This window comes from Micromonospora sp. NPDC048935, from assembly GCF_043197875.1.
Taxonomy (GTDB): domain Bacteria; phylum Actinomycetota; class Actinomycetes; order Mycobacteriales; family Micromonosporaceae; genus Micromonospora.
Genome location: NZ_JBICTZ010000012.1, coordinates 85,285 through 103,852, shown reverse-complemented (window position 1 = coordinate 103,852; position 18,568 = coordinate 85,285). Strand labels below are relative to the sequence as shown.

17 protein-coding genes are annotated in these 18,568 nt (G+C 71.9%); 7 read left to right on the top strand and 10 right to left on the bottom strand.

The genetic code is table 11. The features are described from left to right. Positions 1-33: 33 nt before the first annotated feature. Positions 34-504, top strand: a complete 471-nt coding sequence (locus ACGFIW_RS28090) for an aminoacyl-tRNA deacylase (RefSeq protein ID WP_393321784.1) — start codon at positions 34-36, stop codon at positions 502-504. 78 nt (positions 505-582) lie between these two features. After that, the gene (locus ACGFIW_RS28085) at positions 583-1,266 is read left to right on the top strand and encodes an RICIN domain-containing protein (protein ID WP_393321782.1); all 684 of its coding nucleotides are present in this window, start codon (positions 583-585) and stop codon (positions 1,264-1,266) included. A gap of 19 nt (positions 1,267-1,285) precedes the next feature. Here the strand turns inward: ACGFIW_RS28085 and ACGFIW_RS28080 are convergent, their stop codons facing one another. Beyond that, the gene (locus ACGFIW_RS28080) at positions 1,286-2,590 is read right to left on the bottom strand and encodes an MFS transporter (protein ID WP_393321779.1); all 1,305 of its coding nucleotides are present in this window, start codon (positions 2,588-2,590) and stop codon (positions 1,286-1,288) included. Between the two features lie 52 nt (positions 2,591-2,642). On the opposite strand from ACGFIW_RS28080, the gene ACGFIW_RS28075 reads away from it, so the two are divergent. Then, positions 2,643-3,647: a GlxA family transcriptional regulator gene (locus ACGFIW_RS28075; RefSeq protein ID WP_393321776.1), complete on the top strand. Its 1,005-nt coding sequence runs from the start codon at positions 2,643-2,645 to the stop codon at positions 3,645-3,647. Between the two features lie 95 nt (positions 3,648-3,742). Here the strand turns inward: ACGFIW_RS28075 and ACGFIW_RS28070 are convergent, their stop codons facing one another. The 6 genes from ACGFIW_RS28070 to ACGFIW_RS28045 are packed head-to-tail and all read right to left on the bottom strand — an operon-like array spanning position 3,743 to position 10,144. After that, positions 3,743-4,207, bottom strand: a complete 465-nt coding sequence (locus ACGFIW_RS28070; protein WP_393321773.1) for a hypothetical protein — start codon at positions 4,205-4,207, stop codon at positions 3,743-3,745. Between the two features lie 28 nt (positions 4,208-4,235). Next, on the bottom strand, positions 4,236-6,188 hold the full coding sequence (locus tag ACGFIW_RS28065) for a VWA domain-containing protein (RefSeq protein ID WP_393321770.1): 1,953 nt from the start codon (positions 6,186-6,188) through the stop codon (positions 4,236-4,238). 2 nt (positions 6,189-6,190) lie between these two features. Next, positions 6,191-7,651 carry a sigma 54-interacting transcriptional regulator gene (locus tag ACGFIW_RS28060; protein WP_393321767.1) on the bottom strand — a complete coding sequence of 487 codons (1,461 nt, stop codon included), beginning with the start codon at positions 7,649-7,651 and terminating at the stop codon, positions 6,191-6,193. Positions 7,652-7,699: 48 nt separating this feature from the next. Continuing rightward, positions 7,700-8,350, bottom strand: coding sequence for a response regulator transcription factor (locus ACGFIW_RS28055; RefSeq protein WP_393321764.1), 651 nt, complete (start codon positions 8,348-8,350; stop codon positions 7,700-7,702). Then, positions 8,347-9,591 carry a sensor histidine kinase gene (locus tag ACGFIW_RS28050; protein WP_393321762.1) on the bottom strand — a complete coding sequence of 415 codons (1,245 nt, stop codon included), beginning with the start codon at positions 9,589-9,591 and terminating at the stop codon, positions 8,347-8,349. Before ACGFIW_RS28050 ends, ACGFIW_RS28055 begins: the two co-directional genes overlap by 4 nt. Positions 9,592-9,646: 55 nt before the next feature. Then, positions 9,647-10,144, bottom strand: a complete 498-nt coding sequence (locus ACGFIW_RS28045; RefSeq protein ID WP_357071845.1) for a hemerythrin domain-containing protein — start codon at positions 10,142-10,144, stop codon at positions 9,647-9,649. Positions 10,145-10,259: 115 nt separating this feature from the next. On the opposite strand from ACGFIW_RS28045, the gene mgrA reads away from it, so the two are divergent. Beyond that, a complete protein-coding gene (mgrA, locus tag ACGFIW_RS28040; RefSeq protein WP_393321759.1) occupies positions 10,260-11,255 on the top strand; it encodes an L-glyceraldehyde 3-phosphate reductase in 996 nt (331 codons plus the stop codon). Between the two features lie 19 nt (positions 11,256-11,274). Here the strand turns inward: mgrA and ACGFIW_RS28035 are convergent, their stop codons facing one another. After that, positions 11,275-12,174 (bottom strand): lytic polysaccharide monooxygenase, encoded by a 900-nt coding sequence (locus tag ACGFIW_RS28035; RefSeq protein WP_393321756.1) that lies wholly within the window; start codon positions 12,172-12,174, stop codon positions 11,275-11,277. A 163-nt stretch (positions 12,175-12,337) separates the two neighbouring features. Here ACGFIW_RS28035 and ACGFIW_RS28030 point away from each other — a divergent pair, with 163 nt between their 5' ends. Next, positions 12,338-12,460: a 50S ribosomal protein L36 gene (locus ACGFIW_RS28030; RefSeq protein WP_357071839.1), complete on the top strand. Its 123-nt coding sequence runs from the start codon at positions 12,338-12,340 to the stop codon at positions 12,458-12,460. A gap of 54 nt (positions 12,461-12,514) precedes the next feature. Here ACGFIW_RS28030 and ACGFIW_RS28025 read toward each other — a convergent pair whose 3' ends face one another. Then, positions 12,515-13,906 carry a class I adenylate-forming enzyme family protein gene (locus ACGFIW_RS28025; protein ID WP_393321754.1) on the bottom strand — a complete coding sequence of 464 codons (1,392 nt, stop codon included), beginning with the start codon at positions 13,904-13,906 and terminating at the stop codon, positions 12,515-12,517. Beyond that, positions 13,896-15,434 (bottom strand): NAD(P)-binding domain-containing protein, encoded by a 1,539-nt coding sequence (locus ACGFIW_RS28020; RefSeq protein WP_393321751.1) that lies wholly within the window; start codon positions 15,432-15,434, stop codon positions 13,896-13,898. Before ACGFIW_RS28020 ends, ACGFIW_RS28025 begins: the two co-directional genes overlap by 11 nt. Positions 15,435-15,497: 63 nt before the next feature. Between ACGFIW_RS28020 and ACGFIW_RS28015 the strand changes: the two genes are divergently transcribed. Continuing rightward, complete coding sequence (locus ACGFIW_RS28015) at positions 15,498-17,012, top strand: aromatic amino acid ammonia-lyase (protein WP_393321748.1); 1,515 nt, start codon at positions 15,498-15,500, stop codon at positions 17,010-17,012. After that, positions 17,002-18,567, top strand: coding sequence for an FAD-dependent oxidoreductase (locus tag ACGFIW_RS28010; RefSeq protein ID WP_393321745.1), 1,566 nt, complete (start codon positions 17,002-17,004; stop codon positions 18,565-18,567). The genes ACGFIW_RS28015 and ACGFIW_RS28010 overlap by 11 nt, the downstream gene beginning before the upstream one ends. Position 18,568: the final 1 nt, after the last annotated feature.

Sequence of the window (18,568 nt, the reverse complement as noted above, 5' to 3'; positions counted from 1 at the left end):
CCGGGCCCGGGCCCGACGGTTACCGTGGCGGGCATGCCATCGCCCGCGATCACCGCCCTGAACGCCGCCGGATTGCCATATCGGCTGGTCAGCCATGGTGCGGCCGGCAGTCTCGCGGAGGCCGCCGCGGCTCGGGGAGTGGCGATCCCCGATGTGGTGAAGACGATAGTCGTCCGCCGTAGTGCGGATGATCACCTGTTCGTGCTCACCCCTGGCGACCGGGTCGTCTCCTGGCCCAAGCTGCGCGCCCTGCTCGGGGTACACCGACTCTCCATGCCGGACGCCGCCGGCGCCCTGGCCGCGACCGGCTACGAGCGCGGCACCATCACCCCGTTCGGCGCGAGCACGGCCTGGCCGGTGATCGCCGACGAACGACTACGCGGCCGGGAGATCACGTTGGGCGCCGGGGAACGTGGGCTCGCCATCGCGGTCGACGCCGACGCCGCCATCGCCGCCCTCGACGCCACAGTGGCCGACGTCACCGACCCCCAACCCACCCGCTGACCGCTGTCTGCGCCGGTCGGGTCGTCGACCGACCCACCGATTGGCCGTCCGCGCCGGCCGTGGGTGAGGATGGCGCCTATGTCCGCGCCCGAGGAACGCCGCCCCGACCCCACCGGCACCGTCTACGGCGGCGGCCGACGGGCGGCACGATCCGGTCCACTGGCCGATCCGCTGCTGCGGGTGGCGCTGGCGGTCGGGCTGGTCGGCGTACTCCTCGGGGTGCTCTTCGCCACCGGCCTCTTCGACGGTGACGACGAGCCGAAGGTGCCGGCGACGGTCGGGGCCTCGTCGACCGCCGCGGCGCCCACCGGCGCGGCGGCCGAGCCGAGCCCGAGCGCACCCGCCGAGGCGCTGACCGGGTCCCGGGTGTTCAAGGCCGACTCGGGCCTGTGCCTGGGGCTCTACGGCGAGGGCAAGCAGGCGAAGACCCACCTGGCGGTCTGCACCGGCGGCCCGGAGCAGGAGTGGGTGATCACCCCGGTCGGCCCGGAGACGTCGACGGTGGCCAACGCCGCCTCCGGTCAGTGTCTCGACGTCGAGGGCGGCAGCCAGGACGACGGCACGCCGCTGATGCAGTTTCCCTGCCACGGTGGGGCCAACCAGCAGTGGCGACTGACTCCCACCGGCGGCGGCCCGCTGCTGATGGTCGCGGTGCACAGCGGCAAGTGCGCCCAGGCCGACGACGAGGGCATCGCGGCCGGCGATGACATCCGGCAGCGGCCCTGCGACGACGGGCCAGCCCAGCAGTGGACCCTGGGCTGACCCTCCGACCCATGCCGTCTCAGCCCTGGAACCTCCACGCCTTCGGTGCGGTCGCGGCGGCCAGCACGGCCTCCGGGACTGCTCGGCCCGGCCTCCGACGCAGCAGCAACGACAGCCCGGCCGCGCCGATCGACAGCGCTCCGGCCACGTACCAGGCCACCGCGTAGTCGCCGAGACGGTCCCGGACCAGCCCGGCACCTGTCGCGGCGACCGCCGCGCCGAACTGGTGGGCGGCGAACACCCAGCCGAACACCACAGCCCCGGCGCCACCGAAGTACTCCCGGCACAGCGCCACCGTCGGCGGCACGGTGGCCACCCAGTCCAGGCCGTAGAAGACGATGAACACCAGCATGCTCGGCTCGGCGGTGCCGGTGAACAGGCTCGGCAGGATCAGCAGCGACGCCCCCCGCAGCGCGTAGTACATGCCGAGCAGCAACCGACTGTCCACCCGGTCGGTGAGCCAGCCGGAGGCGATCGTCCCGACGATGTCGAAGAGCCCCACCAGGGCGAGCAGCCCGGCCGCCGTGGTCTCGGGCATGCCGTGGTCGTGCGCGGCCGGCACGAAGTGCGTACCGACCAGGCCGTTGGTGGTCGCCCCGCAGATCGCGAACCCGCCGGCCAGCAGCCAGAACGGCCGGGTCCGGGCCGCGGTCGTCAGCGCGCCCAGCGCCCGGGCCGCCGCGCCGCCGGTAGCCGGCGGCGCCGCGACGACCTCGGTCGCCCCGTAGGCGGGCAGCCCGAGATCCGCCGGGTGCTCGCGCAGCAACCACACCACCAGGGGTACGACCGCCAGCGCGGCTCCGGCCACGACGAGCGCGGCGGTACGCCAGCCGTGGTCACGGGCCAGGATGGCGACGAGGGGCAGGAACACCAGCTGGCCGGCCGCCCCTCCGGCGGTCAGCACTCCGGTGACGAGGCCCCTCCGGCGCACGAACCACCGCCCGGTGATGGTGGCCACGAACGCCAGCGCCATCGAGCCGGTGCCCAGCCCGACCAGCACACCCCAGCAGAGCAGCAACTGCCAGCTCGCGTTCATGAAGACGGTCAGCCCGCTGCCGGCGGCGACGAGTAGCAGCGCCACCGTGACCACCCGGCGGATGCCGAACCGGTCCATCAGGGCGGCGGCGAACGGCGCGGTGAGCCCGTAGAGCAGCAGGTTGACCGACACGGCGGCGGAGATGGTGGCCAGCGGCCAGCCGAACTCCTCGTGCAGGGGGTGCAGCAGCACCGACGGGGTGGCACGGAAACCGGCCGCGCCGACCAGCGCCACGAAGGCGACGGCGGCGACCAGCCAGGCGGGATGCAGAAGGCGGTTCTTGGTCACCCGACCAGTCTGGGCAGGACCGCGCACCGCAACGAGTGGCCGGAAAGCCATCATGCGCAATAATCGGGCCATGACGCCTCGCCCGCACCGGATCGCCGTACTCGCCCTGGACCAGGTGGTCGGCCTGGATCTCGGCACCCCGTCCCAGGTCTTCAGCACCGCCCGGGCCGCCGACGACACGCACTTCTACGACGTCCGGGTGTGCACACCGGGCGGGCGGCCGGTCCGCAGCACCGCCGGGTTCCAGGTGCTGCCCGACCATGGTCTGGAGTTGCTCGACACCGCCGACACGGTGATCGTCCCCGGCATCCACACCGGCAGTGCGTTGACCTCGGGCACCGTCGAGCCGGAGGCGGCCGGGGCGTTACGGGCGGCGTACGAGCGGGGTGCCCGGATCATGTCGATCTGCACCGGGGCGTTCGTGTTGGCCGCGGCCGGTCTGCTCGACGGGCGTCGGGCCACCACCCACTGGGCGTTCACGGAGCGGTTCCGTCGCCTGTACGCCCAGGTCGACCTCGATCCGGGCGTGCTCTTCATCGTCGACGACCGGGTGTTCACCTCGGCCGGAGTCGCCGCCGGAATCGACCTCTGCCTGCACGTCATCCGCCTCGACCACGGCAGCGAGGTGGCCAACCGGGCGGCCCGCCGCTGCGTGATGCCGCCGTGGCGGGACGGTGGCCAGGCGCAGTACATCGAGCGACCGGTGCCGAAGGCCACCGACACCAGCACCGCGGGCGCCCGGGAGTGGGCACGGCAGCGGCTGCACGAGCCGATCGCCCTGCGTGACCTGGCCGAGCAGGCGCGGATGAGCGTGCGGACCTTCACCCGGCGCTTCCGGTCCGAGACCGGCCTGAGCCCGGCGCAGTGGCTGCTGCAACAGCGCACCGACCACGCGCGGCTGCTGCTGGAGACGACCGACCTCACCGTCGACCAGATCGCCCACCGTACGGGTTTCGGCACCACCGCAGCCCTGCGCCAGCAACTCCACCAACGCATCGGCGTAGCCCCGTCCACCTACCGCCGCACCTTCCACCCCCGCCCAGCCCTAACCCCCTAACGCCCGCGATCTTGCACTTTCTGTCGCTGAATTGCCCCTTTATGTGAATTTTTGTCGGGGCAGAAAGTGCAAGATCGGCGGAGAGGTGGGGTGGGTCAGGGGCGGAGGAGGTGTAGTTGGGACTGGTGTTTGGGGAGGTGGACCCTTGTGTGCAGGTCCAGGGTGCGGGACCAGGGCAGCGGCTCGTCCACGACGAGGTCGAAGCCCTCGCGCAGGTGAGTCTCGACCGGGGTCTCCGCCGCCAGACCGAGACTGTCGACCAGCCCGCACAGGCGGTCGCTGGTGCCGTGCAGCAGAGCGGTCAGGCCCCGCAGACCACCCTGCTCGGCGACGAGCGCGTCGAGCTGCGGGCGGTGCATGTCCTCCTCCAACTCGTAGTAGGCGAACGGTGAGCCGGCCAGCAGCGCCTCGGTGGCCTGGATCATCAGCTCGTCGTTGGCGACCAGGTGCGCGACGATCTGCTCGGCGCTGAGCTGCCCCTCCGGAGGAGGACCGAACCCGCCTGCGTCGACCTCCGCGAACAGGGCACCGTAAGCCCGCCGCAATCCCCCGCTCTCCATCCCCCCAGTCAACCCGCCCCCCCGGGAGTTAGCGGCGGGATTGGCGGGAGCGGAGATAGTCACTGACCACGTACTCGCCGAGGTCGCCGGTCTCCGGGGTGAACATGCGGCCACGGCTGCGGCGGGCCACCGCGTCGACGAAGCGTCGCAGGCCCGGGTCGTCGCCGAGCATGAACAGGTTGAGCGTGGCGCCGTAGCGACTCAGCCGGTCCACCTCGCGGACCGTCACCTCGATCGTCTCCGGCAGCGGTGGCCAGTGGAACAGCGCCTCCCCGTCGTCCGGGTCCAGGTGGGCAGTGGGCTCCCCGTCGGTGACCACCAACACCACCGGTTCGGCGTCCGGGTGCCGGCGCAGGTGCCGCCCCGCCAGCCGCAACGCGTGCTGGAGGTTGGTGCCCTGTTCCCCGTCCGGCTCGACGGCCGCCAACTCCTGCTGGGTGAGCGTCATCGCCTCCCGGCCGAAGCCGACGATCTGTAGGGCGTCCTGCGGGAAGCGCGTCTCCATCAGGTGCGCCAGCGCCAGGGCGGTCTGCTTCATCGGCCCCCACCGACCCTGGGAGATCATCGAGTACGACAGGTCGACGCAGAGCACCACCGCGGCGGAGGCCCGCTTCTCGGTCTCCACCACCTCGAAGTCGTCCACCGCGAGCTGCACCGGAACCGTCGGCCCGGCCCGGCTGACCGCTCGGGTAAGCGTCCGGACCACGTCCAGGGGCTGCTCGTCGCCGTACTCCCACGGCCTGGACGCACCGCTGACCTCGCCGGCGGCCCCCGCCGAGCGCAGGTCGTGCTGGCCGCGCGGCCCGGCGGTCAGATCGGAGAAGACCCGTCGCAGGGCGGTCCCGCCGAGCCGGCGCAGCGCCTTCGGGCTCAGCGTGAGCCCTTCTGCGTCCCGGCTCACCCAGCCCTGCCGGCGCAGCTCCCGTTCCAGATCGCGTAGTCGGCGGACGTCGTCGGCGGCGTCCCGCCCCAGCGTGCGGGCCACCGCGTCGACGTCGACGTCGTCCAGGGTCGCCCCCGGGTGGCCCTGGTCGAGCTGGTCCAGCAGGTCGTCCAGCTCGCCGATCTCGCCGAGCGCGCCGGCCGCGTCGGCGTAGCCCAGCGGTTGCTCGCCCCGGACCCGCTCGCCACGCCCCCAGCGCAGATCCGGTCGCAACGCCCGCAGGTTCGCGTCGAGCGCGGACAACTCACCCGCGAGGCGGTCGCCGAGCGACTGCTGCATCAGACCGGCCAGCTCGGCGCGCTGCCGCTCGGAGAGCGAGTTCATCAACCGCTCACCGGCCGCCGAGCGGCGGGCCAGCACGTCGATCAGCTCGTCGACGGTCTCCGGCTGCTCCGGGAAGAAGTCACCGTGCCGGCGCATGAACTCGGCGAACGCGTCGGTGGTGTCCTCCGCGCGGCCGTGCCGGGCCAGCAGGTCGTTCAGGTCCCGCATCATCTCGGCGAGCCGCTGCTGCGCCGCCGGATCGGCCGACGCGCGCACCGCGTCGCGCAGCCCGGCGAACCGCTGACCGAGTACGTCGTCGCGGAGCTGGTCGAGGATCTGCTGGTACGAGCGGCGGGCGTCCTCGCTGGCCCACTGGTAGCCGGACAGCTCCTCCACCGCCCGCGCGGTCGAGCGGGGCAGATTGTCCAGCACCGACTCGGCGAACCGGGCGGCGTCGTCGTCGCGACCCCGCAGCTCGTCGCGCTCGGCGGCGAGGGCCTGGTCGAGCAGCGCCTGAGCCCTGGTCACCGCGCCGTCCAGGTCGCCGCGCCGCAGTGCCTCCCGGCGCAGCCGCCGAGCACGGGCGGCCAGGTCGTCCAGCCCGCCCCGCCCCTGTGGGCCACGGCGCAGCAGGTCGCGCAGCGCATCCCGCAGGCTGCCGCCGGCCAGCACCTCGGCGCCGACCGCGTCCACCGCCGCACGCACGTCGTACGGGGGTGCGAGCGGGTCGGGCCCGTCGTTCCACTGCCCGTACCGGAACCGGTTGCCGGCCATGATCAGCCCCGGCCGCCGTAGACGGTGCGTCCCGAGTCGGTGACGTCCTTGCCGAGCCGCCGGGTCAGGTGCAGCCCCTCCAGCACGAACTCGACGGCGGCGGCCGCCTCCTCCGGGGTGGGGGCGTCGCCCAGGCCCAGCCGGTCGAGGACCTTCGCCAGGCCGGGGACGGTGCCGACCTGCCGCAGCAGCTCGGAGGCGCTGACCAGCTCACCGGTCTCGATCACCGCGCCGTCCTCGACGAGCGCGGTGAAGCCGGACAGGTCCAGCCCGGCCAGGTGGGCGCGGAACGTCTCGGCGGTCGCGGTGCGCAGCAGGTGGGCGAGGATCTCGATCTCCCGCCCCTCCTCGCCGCTCTCGAACTCCACCTTGCCGCGCAGGGTGCTGGTCACCGACACCGCGTCGCCGACCCGGGCCACCGGGGCCTCGGGGCGGTCCTCCGGGGTGCCGGCACCGGCGAGCAGGCCAGCGCGGCGCAGCGCGGCACCGGCGACCGTCTCGGCGGCGGCGATGGCGAACCGGGCGGAGACACCGGAGCGCGGGTCCACCGAGGGTGACTCGCGCACCGCGCGGGCGAAGCGGGCCAGCACCTCCAGCACGTGCTCCGGCACGGTGGCGACCAGGTCGGCCTCCTGCCGGATCAACGCCAGCTCCAACTCCAGGTCGACCGGGTAGTGGGTACGGATCTCCGCGCCGAACCGGTCCTTGAGCGGGGTGATGATCCGGCCCCGGTTGGTGTAGTCGTCCGGGTTGGCGCTGGCCACCAGGAGCAGGTCCAGTGGAAGCCGTAGCTGGTAGCCGCGGACCTGGATGTCCCGTTCCTCCAGGACGTTGAGCAGGGCAACCTGGATGCGCTCGGCCAGGTCGGGCAGCTCGTTGACGGCGAAGATGCCCCGGTTGGTGCGCGGCACCAGCCCGAAGTGGATGGTCTCCGGGTCGCCGAGGGTGCGGCCCTGGGCGATCCGGATCGGGTCGACGTCACCGATCAGGTCACCGACGCTGGTGTCCGGGGTGGCGAGCTTCTCGCCGTAGCGCATCGAGCGGTGCAGCCAGCCGATCGGGAGGTCGTCGCCGGCCTCGGCGGCCTGGGCGCGGGACGCGGGGGTGAGCGGGTGCAGGGGGTGCTCGTTGAGCACCGAGCCGGGGATGACCGGGGTCCACTCGTCGAGCAGCGCGCCGAGGGCGCGGATCAGTCGGGTCTTGCCCTGGCCGCGTTCGCCGAGCAACACCATGTCGTGCCCGGCGAGCAGGGCCCGCTCGACCTCGGGCAGCACGGTGTCGTCGTAGCCGACGATGCCGGGGAAGCGGGCCTCGCCGGAGCCCATCCGGGCGAGGAGGTTGTCGCGGAGTTCCTGCTTGACGGTGCGGTACTGGTGACCGGCTGCCCGCAGCGCGCCGAGCGTGCCGGGCAGGTCGGCCGGTGGGACCGGGATTACCGGGTTAGGCGCAGTCACCCGACCCACGCTAGCTCACAATCGCGCGGCTGCCTCGGGCATCAGGTGAGGGACCGATCAGCCGGACGGGGTGACGAAGCCGGACTCGTAGGCGGCGATGACCGCCTGGGTGCGGTCGCGGGCGCCCAGCTTGGCCAGCACGTTGCCGACGTGCGTCTTGACGGTCTCCACCCCGACCACCAGGTGCGTGGCGATCTCCGGGTTGGACCGGCCGGTGGTCATCAACCGCAGCACCTCGGCCTCCCGCTCGGTGAGTCGGGCGGCGCGCAGCCGGTCACCACCGGTCGGCCCGTACGCCCCGACGAGCTGCCGGATCGCCGCCGGGAAGAGCAGCGACTCCCCCGCCGCGACCACCCGCACCGCCTCCACCACCTCGGCGGGCCTCGCCCGTTTGAGCAGGAACCCGGAGGCTCCGGCGCGAAGCGCCTCGTAGACGTACTCGTCGTTGGCGAACGTCGTGACCACCAGCACCCGGGGCGGGTTGGCGGAGGTGGCCAGCAGATGCCGGGTGGCCTGGATGCCGTCGATGCCGGGCATCCGCACGTCCATCAGCACCACGTCCGGCCGGTGCCGGGCGACAAGCGGTGGCACCTCGGCGCCGTCGGCGGCCTCGGCGAGCACCCGCAGGTCGGGTTGGGCGTCGATGATGGCTCGCAGCCCGACCCGGATCAACTCGTCGTCGTCGACGATCAGCACCCCGGTCGTCATGTCGTCTCCTCGTACGGCAGGCGGGCCCGGATCAGCCAGCGGTCGCCGTCCGGTCCCACGGTGATCCGACCGCCGAGCAGCAGCACCCGTTCCCGCATCCCGTCCAGACCTCGGCCGGGCCGACCCGGCTCGGCCCGGCCGGGCTGACGCACGGCGTTGACCAGCTCCAACTCCAGCGCCCCCGGGTGCAGGTCCAGCCGCAGCGTCACCGGCCCGTGGCCGTACCGGGCGGCGTTCGTCAGTCCTTCCTGGACGATCCGGTAGCCCTCCCGGGAGACCGCCGGGGGCAGCCGCGTCGGGTCGCCGACGCGATGCGCGTGCACCGACAGCCCGGCGGCGCGGGTGTCGGTGACCAGCCGGTCCAGGTCGGCGAGGGTACGCTGCGGCGTCACCGCCCGGGTCCCGCCGCCGGCGTCCCGGAGCAGCCCGAGCACGTGGTCCAGCTCGTCCATGGCGGTCCGCCCGACGTCTTCGATGGCGGTGAGCGCCCGCCGGACGAACTCCGGGTCGGTGTCGAGGACCTGGCGTGCGGCGCCGGCCTGGAGGGTGGCGACGGTCAGCGCGTGACCGACCGAGTCGTGCAGCTCCCGGGCCAGCCGGTTGCGTTCGGCGAGCCGGGTGGCCCGCGCCTCCAGGGCGGCGATCCGTTCCGCCTGCGCGGGGCCGAGCAGCACCGGCGCCATCGACCCGGCGAGCGCGCCGAGCCCCGCGACGGCGTAGCCGAGACCGACGAGCAGGGCCACCCCGGTCAGGGTCAGCCAGCCGCTGTCCCGCCCGTCCAGCGGACCGAACCGTTCCCGGCTGGTCAGCTCGGTGCCGATGCCGAACTGTTGGGCGATGAAGGCCAGCGCCATCGGCAGGGCACTGAACAGCGCGAGCATCACCAGCGCGCCGACGATGAGGTGGGTGGCGATCCAGAGCGCGCTGCGCAGTCGGGTCTCCCGGTCGCCGCGGTGCCCCAGTGCCGGCTCGGGCAGGTCGACGCCGAGCAACGCCCGTACGGCGGCGATCTCCAGGGCCCGGCTGCCGTCCAGCAGCAGCGGCACCACGGCGATCAGCGCCGCGACCACCAGCAGCGCGTACACGAGTGAGCGGGGGACCTCCGAGGCGGTGAGCATCTGGGCGAAGGTCACCGCGAGGACCCCGTACGGCAGCGCCAGCACCCCTCCGAGCAGCAGGAACACACCGCGTCGCCAGGTGGTGCCGGCGACCAGTGGGGCCAGCGCCGCGCGGAGGGTCACCCCGTCATTCTGCGGTCGGGGCCGGCTGCGGCGACTCCCCCGCGCCGGGGAGATCTCAGCGGTGGTCGGCCACGTACTGCTGTGGGTCCTTGTCGCGGAACGGAAGGTTGCGGCCGTTCTTGTGTTCGCCGTAGAACGTCAGCCAGCGTTGGCCCAGCTCGGCGCGGAGGTCGGTGCTGGCGTGCCGGCGGAAGTCGGGCAGCGCCTCGTCCTCCTCCTCGGCCAGGTGTTCGCTGTTCTCCCGGCGGGCGGTGCCGACCGCCGCCCACCACTGATCCGAGCCGACCGGGTGCAGCTTCGCCTCGGCGATGGCGTCCCGGATCTTGTTGTGGTCGCCGATCGCGTCGGCGGTCTCGTCCTCGCCGTCGTCGCCGTGCTTGACCAGGTGCGGGTAGAGGATCGCCTCCTCCGCCTCGGCGTGGATGTCCAGGTGCAGGGCGAGCGCGTCCCAGATGGCGAGCAGCTCCTGCTCGTCGCGGGCGTCGTCGAGGCGGGCGAAGCCGCGCCGGAAGGCGGCGTGGTCGTCCAAGATCAGTGCGGTGATGTCGTCCACTGTGCTCACTTTCCCGTCGGGCCGGCGGAGCGGCGCGAACCGCATGGCGTCGAAACTACCCCGATGTCCTGGTTCGCACGCCTGATCCCGGGCACCCCGGACCGAAGCTAGGCTCATGATCGTGACCTACCTCGCCGCGGATGACCGCTACGACACCATGACCTATCGGCGCAGCGGACGCAGTGGCCTGCGACTGCCCGCCGTCTCCCTCGGACTGTGGCACAACTTCGGCCCGGACCGCCCGTTCGACAGGCAGCGCGACATCGTCCGGCGTGCCTTCGACCTGGGGGTCACCCACTTCGACCTGGCCAACAACTACGGGCCGCCACCCGGTGCGGCGGAGGAGAACTTCGGCCGGCTGCTCGCCACCGACCTGAGGGCGTACCGGGACGAGTTGGTCATCTCCAGCAAGGCCGGCTACCTGATGTGGCCCGGCCCGTACGGTGAGTGGGGCTCGCGCAAGAACCTGATCTCGTCGCTGGACCAGTCGCTGGGCCGGATGGGCCTCGACTACGTCGACGTCTTCTACTCGCACCGGTTCGACCCGGAGACCCCGCTGGAGGAGACGATGGGCGCGCTGGACGCGATCGTCCGCTCCGGCAAGGCGCTCTACGTGGGCATCTCGAACTACAACTCGGAGCAGACCGCTCGGGCCGCCGCGATCCTGCGCGACCTGGGCACCCCGTTGCTGATCAACCAGCCGTCGTACTCGATGCTCAACCGCTGGACCGAGTCCGACGGCCTGCTCGACACGCTGGAGCAGGTCGGTGCGGGTTGCATCGCGTACAGCCCGTTGGCCCAGGGCCTGCTGACCGACCGCTACCTGGGTGGCATCCCGGCCGACTCGCGGGTGCGCACCAGTGTCTTCCTCAACGAGAGCGACCTCAGCGAGGAGAAGATGGCCACCATCCGGGGGCTCGGCGCGGTCGCCGAGCGGCGCGGCCAGTCCCTCGCTCAGCTCGCGCTGGCCTGGGCGCTGCGCGACCCGCGGATGACCAGCCTGATCATCGGGGCGAGCAGCGTCGCGCAGTTGGAGACGAACATCGCGGCGCTGGACAACCTCGACTTCACCGCCGAGGAGCTGACCGAGATCGACGGTCTGCTGGGCTGACCCGCGCGGGCGGCCCGGGTCACCAGATCCGGCGCCGCCCGACGCGGTGGTTGCGCACCTCGCACTGCCGGCCCGGGGGCGCGGTGCCGCGGCGTCGCCGGCCGGCGGCGATCAGCAGCGCCAGGACCAGCACGGTGGCGGCACCGGCGAGCACCGGCCAGCGAGCGCCGAGGTCGGTCACCGAGGCCACCGGCACGCCCGGGTCGGCCGCCGCCGCCACCTCCGCCGGGTCGGTGGCGGCCGGCCCACTCGCGGGAGTACGCGGGGCAGCCGCCGCGCTCTTCGCCGCACCGCTCTTCGCCGGGCGGAACACCACGTCGGAGCAGGAGTAGTAGGTGTCCGGGGTGTTCGAGTTCTGCCAGATCGTGTAGATCAGGTGTCGACCTTCGCGCTTCGCCGGCAGCCGGCCCGCCAACTGGTACGCCCCGGCCCGCACCGGCGGGTCGGTGAGCGTCAGAAACGGGCGTGTTTCGAGGTCCGCCCAGGTCAGTGGCGCGGTGGGGTCGTACCCGGCCGTGGTGACGTAGAGCCGGAAGGTGCCCCGGTGCGCGATGGTGGTCCGATACCGGAAGGTGAACTTCGCGCCCGCGCTCAGCTCGGTGGACGGCCAGTCGGTGCGGGGCAGGTCCAACCCCCGGTACGCGGACAACCCGCCGCTGCACAGTTCGCCGTCCGGGATCCGTTCCCGGTCACGCCCGTTGATCGCGGCGACCCGTACGTTGTCCCATTCCCGGACGGCGGCGCCCGCTTCGACAGCGGCCCGGCAGGCGGCGGTGGCCGCGTGCCGGCCCTCGGGTCCGCAGGCCGCCGCCCGGCTGATCGGGTCGGTGGGAGCGCCGTGCGCGGCGGCGGGTGTGGCGGCCAGCGGCACCGTCGCGGCAGCGACGAGCACGGTGACGAGGAGCCGGCGTACGGTCATGAGGTTGACCTCCCGCCCACTGGTACGGCCGCCGGAGGGCAAAGGTTCGACGACGGCCGCTTGTGACCCCCACGCAGCGCAGACGATCATCGTAGGTCGCGGGAATCCCCGCGGTGGGCACGGCGTTTCGATACTCGGAACCGCTGAGACCGAGGAGGCAGACATGAAGGTACGTACCTCGTTGCGTGCACTGAAGCAGAAGCCGGGTTCGGTGGTGGTCCGCCGTCGTGGCCGGGTGGTCGTGGTCAACCGCGCCAACCCGCAGTGGAAGAGCCGCCAGGGCTGACCCCCGCCCCTACCGGACATCTCGTCGACAACCGCCCTGACCGGGTCTCCCCGGTCAGGGCGGTTCGTATGTGCGGGAAAGTTGGCTCTTGTCCGGTTTGCCGCTGGGCGCGAGCGGCACGCGCTCGATGACCGTGACGGTGCGCGGCATCGCGAGGTCGTTCACCCGTCCGGCCACCAGCTTGCGCAACACGTCCGGATCGGGCGTTCTCCCGACCACCGGCACCACGTAGGCGTGCACGGCCTCGCCGGTCATCTCGTCCGGCCCCCCGACGACGTACGCCTCGGCGACCGCGGCGTCGGCGGCGAGTGCCTGCTCCACCGGCCCGGCGTGGACGATCTGCGCGTTGACGATGATCACGTCCCGCGCCCGCCCGAGCAGCCGCAGGTATCCGTCGGCGCCCAACTCCCCCAGGTCACGGGTGCGCACCCAGCCGTCCACGAACACCTCGGCCGACTCGTCCGGGTCCTGCCAGTACGCGGACGCCTGGGCGGGTGTGCGGACATAGATCTCTCCGTCGCGAACGGAGACGTCCACGGCCGGACGACCGACCGTGCCGAGCGTGGCCGCGTCGGTCAGCATCTCGGCGGGGGTCACCATGGAGATCATCGACGTTTCGGTCTGCCCGTAGCCGTGGAAGAGCACCGGGCCCAGGACGTCGAGCGCCTCCGCCAGCCGGCCCGGCGCGAGTGGCGACCCGGAGACCATCAGCGCCCGCAGGTGCCGCAGGTCCACCGGGTTGGCGCGCTGGTCCCGGATCAGCTGGTGCAGCTTTCCGACGGTGATCACGCTCGCCGTGGCCCGGTGTTCGACGAGGGCATCCGGGAAGACCGGCCGGGGCGCCACGACGAGGGTGCCGCCCGCCGCGAGGGCGAGGATGCCGTACTCCAGCATCACCTGGCTGGCCAGCGAGCCGAAGACCAGGTAGCGCCGCATGCGGGTGGCCAGCTCGGCGATGGCCGGCGGCCATCGGTCCGGGTACGGAACCCAGGCCGCCGACATCGCCGCGTAGGTCTGCACCACGCCCTTCGGTGTACCCGTGCTGCCACTGGTCCAGATGATCCGCGCGGGATCCTCGGCCCGTCCCGCTGCGACGAGGGGCAGCCCGTCGTCGGGATGTTCGGTGAGCGCGGCCAGTCGAGCCGAGTCGACCACGAGGGAACCGGACAGCTGTGCCGGGCTCAGGTCGGCACGCCACCCGGACACCCGGGCCCCGACGGCGAAGGCGGCCATCGTGGCGGCGAAGGCGGGGGCGGTGACCGGCAGATCGAGCGTGACACCCACTCCGGGCCCCGCGCCGCACGAGCGCAGCCCGGCCGCGACGCGCCGGATCAGACCCGTCATTCCCGAAGCGGTCGTGACGGTCGGCCCGTCCTCGAAGACCGGCCGGTCCCCGCCGGCCGCCAGGAGGTCGAGGACGGGCTGTGGCCAGACGTCAGCGGGCATCGGCGAGGACGCCCTTGACGAAGACCTCGAGCGGCTGCCGGTGCACGGTCGGCAGGTCCCACTGGTTTTCCAGGTTCTCCGCCAGGTGGTGCTCGGCGATGACCTGCCCGTCGCGCAGCACCCGGACGACGGGGTGGAGATAGCTGGCGTCGTGCGCGGCGGTCGCGTCGTTCTCGGCCGGGCGGGGCACGGTGATGTCGAACGGGTCGACCTGGTCGTGGTCGGGGCCGTACTCCAGGGTGACCAGGAACGCGAACACGTCCGGCTCCGCGTCCCGGAGATAGGCTACCGGCACCTCCTCGCGGTAGCGGGCGGCGTCGCCCTCGACGGTGACGACATCACCGAGCACCGAGAACTGCTGCCACAGCGCGGAACTCACGTTGATCCGGGCGATTATCGAATCGGCGATCGCCTCGGGCGTCGGGGCGATCTGCCGGGACGGCCACGGCTGCCCGTGGTGCCGCTCGCGGAGGATGTGGTGCAGGGCGCGGGTGGCGTAGCGGAAGCCGTGGATGAAGCCGTTCGTGGACTTCTTGAAATCACGCTGCTGGCTGAGGGTGCCGGCGAAGTAGAGACCGGGGACGTTCACCGACTCGAAGGCAGGTGTCTGCGCCGGGAACCGATCCTTGATGACCAGCTCCGGCCGGGCGGACTCGGCGAAGATGGACGCGTCGAAGCGGAATCCGGTGCAGAGGATGACCCGGTCGTACTCCAGCTCGCGCAGATTCTCGACCGTCCGGGCGTACCGGAAAAGCACCCGGAATCCGCCGCCCTCCCGCTTGCTGATCTGCTCCACCGTGCCGTCCAGAACGGCGTTCTGTGACTTCAGCTGATAGGTGTCCAGGAAGTTGTTGTTCACCGCGCGCAGGTGCCCGACATAATGGGTCTGCCAGGCCAGCCTGATGGAGTGCGGCCCGGCGACGTGAATGGTGGCGGCGGTCTCGACGAGCGCGTCCGCGGTCTCGAAGGCCGAGTTGCCCTTACCGATGATCAACACGCGCTGGTTGACGAAATCGGTGGGGTCGACGCTGACGGTGTCGTAGCGCTCGGCCAGGTCGGCGCCCTCGATCGGCGGTTGGTAGAGCTGGGAGACGCCGGTGGCGACAACGACTCTCCGTGCCGTCCAGGTGTGGTCGCCGGCCCGCACGGTGAACACGCCGTCGGTCTTCGACACCGAGGTCACCCGCGTGTCGTACACGACGTTCAGACCCCGCGCGAAGTCGGCGAGATAACGCACGAGATCCTCCGCGGCGGGGAAGTAGCGCGTGCTGTAGTACTTGAAGAGCATCCCCGGATCGTCGGTCAGCAACGAGTTCCAGTCCGACCGTAGATTGAACTCCGGATCGGTCGACCCGGTCCACACCTTGTTGATCGAGATCAGCTGGCGATGCCGGGGATAGGTCTCGAAGAATGTGCCCGCCCGTGGGCCGCCCTCCAGCACCACGTAGTCGTGACCGTCGCGATCGAGCAGGGTCGCGAGCTGCAGGCCTGCCGGCCCGGCTCCGATGATCAGGCAATCGTGCGTCATGCGCCGCAATTTACTGAGGCAATTTCAGAGCGCTCTGAGAAATTGCCTCTAGCATCCGCTCCCATGACGATTAAGGTGGATCTGGCGGCGCCGCTGCGCCTCGCCGACCTGCGCGTCGCGGCAGGCCCGGTCACTGTCGTGCTCGGCGAAGAGGTGCGGGCCCGGGTGACGACCGGCCGCACGTTCCTCGGCAAGGCACTCGGCGACGACCGGGCGATCTACGGCGCCACCACCGGCTTCGGGGCGCTGGTCGGCTACGCGGGCCGAGCCGACCAGCGCGACCAGGCCGACAACACCCTCGCCCACCTCGGGGCGGGCCAGGGCCCGGACCTCGCCCCGGACGTCGTGCGCGCGACGCTGCTGGTGCGCGCCTGGTCCCTGGCCCGGGGGGCGTCGGGGGTCTCCCCGCACGTGATCGACGCGCTCGCGGCCATGCTCGGCACGACGTTCACGCCGGCGATGCCCCGATTCGGCTCGGTGGGAGCCAGCGGTGACCTGATCCCGCTCGGTGCCGCCGCCCAGGCGCTGCGCGGTCGCGGGCACGCCTACGTGGACGGCGTGCGGATGCCCGCCGCGGATGCCCTGACGAAGGCCGGCCTGGAGCCGCTGCCGCTCGACGGCCGGGACGCACTCGCGCTCGTCAACGGCACGTCGCTCACCACGGCGGCGCTGGCCCTCGCCCTGGACCGGGTCCGCACCTCGCACCGCGTGGTGCGGACGCTCACCTGCCTGCTCGCCGACCTGCTCGGCTGCGATCCGCAGTTCCTCGATCCGGCCCTCCTCACCGCCTACGGTCACCCGGGCGCCGTCGAGGTCGGCGCCGCGATGCGGGCGACCGCCGCCGGCCTGCGCGAGTCCGGCACGAGACCGTTGCAGGAGCCCTACAGCATCCGCTGCGCGCCGCAGTTGCTCGGAGCGGCAGAGGATGCCCTGCGCTATGTCGACGGCGTCGTGGCGGCGGACCTCGGCGGGGTGAGCGACAACCCGCTGTTCTTCCCGGCCGACGACAAGGTCGTGCACGGCGGCAACTTCTTCGGCCAACCCGCCGCGTTCGCCGCCGACGTCCTGACCATGGTGATCGCCCAGGTCGGCAACCTCGCCGAGCGCCAACTCGACCTGCTCGTGGATCCCGTGCGCAACGGCGGCCTGCCGCCGATGCTCGCGGCCGGCCCCGGCCAGCAGCACGGGTTGCAGGGTGTCCAACTCGCGTCGACCGCGCTCATCGCCGAGATCAGGCGCGACTCGGTGCCGGCAAGCCTGCAGAGCCTGCCCACCAACCTGCACAACCAGGACGTGATCCCGCTCGGCACGCAGGCCGCACTCCGCGCCCTGGACCAGGCGGAGCTGCTGCGCCTGATCACCGGTTCGCTCGGGCTCGGACTGCGCCAGGCGGTGCACGTCGGCGCGCGCCGACCCACGGCGGTGGGCTGTGACCGCACCCTGCGGGCCCTGGAGGAGATCGCACCGATCGACCCGGACCGGCCGCTCGACGCCGACGTGCGAAGAACGGCAGACATTCTCGAAGAGCTTGAAATCTCTCTGATTTCCCACTCGTACGGTGATCGCCGTGACGCTTGATTACCTGATCATCGGGGCCGGTCCGGCCGGCCTTCAACTCGCCGCCCTGCTCGAGGCCGAGGGCAAGCGTGACTATCTGGTGGTGGAGGGCGCCGACGGACCGGGGGCGTTCTTCGCCACCTATCCCCGGCACCGCCAACTCATCTCGATCAACAAACCGCACACGGGCACGGACGATCCCGAGCTGAATCTGCGGCTCGACTGGAACTCCCTGCTCACCGACGACCCGGCGCTGCTGTTCACGCAGTACACCGAGCGGTACTTCCCCGACGCCGACGTGATGGTGCGATACCTCGCGGACTTCGCGGCGAAGACCGGCGTCAAGGTCAGGTATGGCACCCGCGTGACCCGGGTGTCCAAGCACGACGACGTGTTCACGGTCGAGGCAGGTGACCGGCGCTGGGAGGCCCGCGCGGTGGTCGTCGCCACCGGCGTGTCGAAGACCTATCAGCCGGACATCCCAGGATTCGAACTGGCCGAGGGGTACGACGTGATGAGCGTCGAGCCACGTGACTACCTCGACCAGAGGGTGCTGATCATCGGCAAGGGCAACTCCGCCTTCGAGACCGCCGACAGCCTCATGGAGACCACGACGCTGATCCACCTCGCGGGGCCCAGCTCGGTCCGGATGGCGTGGCGCACCCACTACGTCGGGCACCTGCGCGCGGTGAACAACAACTTCCTGGACACCTATCAGCTCAAGTCGGCGAACGCGATTCTCGACGGCACGGTCCAGAGCATCGAGCGCGACGGCACGGGCTACAAGGTACGGTTCAGCTTCTCGCGGGCGAACGAGGTCGTGAAGGAACTGCATTACGACCGGGTGTTGGCGTGTACCGGATTCCGGTTCGACGACTCGATCTTCGACTCCTCGGCCCGACCGCGGCTCACGATCTCCGACCGCTTCCCGGCACAGACCGAGGCATGGGAGTCGGTGAACGTGCCGGGGCTGTTCTTCGCCGGGACGATCTCCCAGGCCCGCGACTTCAAGAAGTCCACGAGCGGTTTCGTCCATGGCTTCCGCTACGCCGTACGCGCGTTGCACCGGATCCTCTCCCGCCGGTACGACGCCACGGCCTGGCCGTCGGAGAGGCTCGCCGCCGAGCCGGCGGCCATGACCGCGGCCGTCATCGAGCGGGTCAACCGCACCTCCGCCCTGTGGCAGCAGTTCGGGTTCCTCGCCGACGTGCTCACCGTCGCCGGACCCGAGGCCCGCTACCACGAGGAGGTGCCGGTGGACTACTTCCGGTCGACCGGCCTGCGCACCGCCGAGCACGACCACGACCAGGCGTTCGTGATCACGCTTGAGTACGGCCCCGACCACGACCAGGTCGACCCGTTCGACATCACGGTGACCCGGGTGGCCCAGGACGTCGTGGGGCAGGCGCACGACGCCGCGTACCTGCACCCGGTCGTCCGTTACCACCGCGAGGGCCAGTTGGTCAGCACGCACCACCTCGCCGAGAACCTGGAGAACCAGTGGGACCGGCCCGACGTCCACGTGCGGCCACTGCGGGAGTTCATGAGTCGCTGCCTCGCCGGCGCCGAGGGCTGAC

Excerpts from the sequence above, each read along its gene's own strand:
- ACGFIW_RS28090 (WP_393321784.1), top strand. The coding sequence starts at position 34 with ATGCCATCGCCCGCGATCACCGCCCTGAACGCCGCCGGATTGCCATAT.
- ACGFIW_RS28085 (WP_393321782.1), top strand. The coding sequence starts at position 583 with ATGTCCGCGCCCGAGGAACGCCGCCCCGACCCCACCGGCACCGTCTAC.
- ACGFIW_RS28075 (WP_393321776.1), top strand. The coding sequence starts at position 2,643 with ATGCGCAATAATCGGGCCATGACGCCTCGCCCGCACCGGATCGCCGTA.
- ACGFIW_RS28070 (WP_393321773.1), bottom strand. The coding sequence starts at position 4,207 with ATGGAGAGCGGGGGATTGCGGCGGGCTTACGGTGCCCTGTTCGCGGAG.
- ACGFIW_RS28065 (WP_393321770.1), bottom strand. The coding sequence starts at position 6,188 with ATGGCCGGCAACCGGTTCCGGTACGGGCAGTGGAACGACGGGCCCGAC.
- ACGFIW_RS28055 (WP_393321764.1), bottom strand. The coding sequence starts at position 8,350 with ATGACGACCGGGGTGCTGATCGTCGACGACGACGAGTTGATCCGGGTC.
- mgrA (WP_393321759.1), top strand. The coding sequence starts at position 10,260 with ATGATCGTGACCTACCTCGCCGCGGATGACCGCTACGACACCATGACC.
- ACGFIW_RS28035 (WP_393321756.1), bottom strand. The coding sequence starts at position 12,174 with ATGACCGTACGCCGGCTCCTCGTCACCGTGCTCGTCGCTGCCGCGACG.
- ACGFIW_RS28030 (WP_357071839.1), top strand. The coding sequence starts at position 12,338 with ATGAAGGTACGTACCTCGTTGCGTGCACTGAAGCAGAAGCCGGGTTCG.
- ACGFIW_RS28025 (WP_393321754.1), bottom strand. The coding sequence starts at position 13,906 with ATGCCCGCTGACGTCTGGCCACAGCCCGTCCTCGACCTCCTGGCGGCC.
- ACGFIW_RS28020 (WP_393321751.1), bottom strand. The coding sequence starts at position 15,434 with ATGACGCACGATTGCCTGATCATCGGAGCCGGGCCGGCAGGCCTGCAG.
- ACGFIW_RS28015 (WP_393321748.1), top strand. The coding sequence starts at position 15,498 with ATGACGATTAAGGTGGATCTGGCGGCGCCGCTGCGCCTCGCCGACCTG.